Origin of the sequence: Runella sp. MFBS21, assembly GCF_029433105.1 — a bacterium.
In the GTDB taxonomy this organism is placed as follows: Bacteria; Bacteroidota; Bacteroidia; order Cytophagales; family Spirosomataceae; genus Runella.
Genome location: NZ_JARNTW010000056.1, coordinates 1 through 1368 on the forward strand (window position 1 = coordinate 1; position 1368 = coordinate 1368).

Sequence of the window (1368 nt, forward strand, 5' to 3'; positions counted from 1 at the left end):
GAGATTGTAAACTAAACTGTGTCACCCCAAATTGAATCAAAGGGGGAAAATAAGTAACTTAGTTTTAACTTATAGACACAATGAAAACTGACGAATCCTTTAATTTCGAGCGCTTCAAGGAAGAAGCAATTCAAGGTCTTTATGAAGGCAGAAAAATGGGCGGCACCGATGGTGTATTTGCTCCAATGCTAAAACATCTTCTAGAATCTATGCTGGAGGGTGAACTAACTCACCACTTGGAAGAAAGCAAGGCTGCCGGTGAGAATAACCGTAAAAATGGCAAGACAAAAAAGACAGTTCGAAGTCTTCAATCAGGGCATTTAGAGATTGAAAGTAGCCGAGACCGTCAAGGGACTTTTGAGCCGAAAATATTACCCAAACGTCAATTAATCATCACCGAAGAGCTTGAAGATAAGGTAATTGCCATGTACTCTCGTGGAATGAGTACACGTAATATCTCAGAATACATCAAGGAAATGTATGGGATGGACATATCTGCCACTGAGATTTCTCATATTACAGATAAAATAGTTCCATTGATAAATGAATGGTGTAATCGTCCTTTGGAGCCTGTTTATCCTTTTGTTTTTCTGGACTGTATGCACTACAAAGTACGTGAAAGTGGCGGAGTCGAATCAAGGGCAATTTATAACATATTGGCAATAAGCCGAGAAGGGAAAAAAGAGTTAATCGGCATTTATCTTTCTGAAAACGAAGGCGCTAAGTTCTGGCTTTCAGTGCTGACGCATTTAAAGCAAAGAGGAGTTGAAGACATTCTGATTGCTTGTATTGATGGTCTGAAAGGCTTTCCTGAAGCTATTGAAGCCGTATTTCCCCTAACGCGAATACAATTATGCATCATTCATCAAATTCGGACCAGTCTGCGTTATGTGCCTGAAAAAGATAAAAAAATGGTCATTGAAGATTTGAAACCTGTTTATAAAGCAATTAATCAGGAACAAGGCTTCGAAAAGCTATTGGAATCTCAGGATAAGTGGGGCAAAAAATATCCGCTGGCTGTAAAATCATGGATGAATAATTGGACTAATCTGTCTACTTTTTTCGAATATACTGCTGAAATTAGGCGGGTAATTTATACCACTAATGCCATTGAAGGAATGCATCGGCAAATTCGCAAAGTCACCAAAACCAAGGGTGCATTCACCTCCGATCAAGCTTTGCTGAAATTAGTTTATTTAGTAGTAAGAGACTTATCAAAAAAATGGACGATGCCAATCCATAATTGGGGGTTGGCCATGTCGCAATTGTACATTAAATTTGGCGATAGATTACAAGCTGACAGAGAAAATTACCTCGGAGGCTGAAAAGGCAAAACTAAAATCCTGACACAGTTCAGCGTACACTCCC

1 protein-coding gene is annotated in these 1368 nt (G+C 39.2%); it reads left to right on the forward strand.

Annotation, left to right across the window (positions count from 1 at the left end; translation table 11 throughout):
• Positions 1–80 precede the first annotated feature (80 nt).
• On the forward strand, positions 81–1325 hold the full coding sequence (locus tag P1X15_RS32410; protein ID WP_277342251.1) for an IS256 family transposase: 1245 nt from the start codon (positions 81–83) through the stop codon (positions 1323–1325).
• Positions 1326–1368 lie beyond the last annotated feature (43 nt).

Excerpts from the sequence above, each read along its gene's own strand:
- P1X15_RS32410 (WP_277342251.1), top strand. The coding sequence starts at position 81 with ATGAAAACTGACGAATCCTTTAATTTCGAGCGCTTCAAGGAAGAAGCA.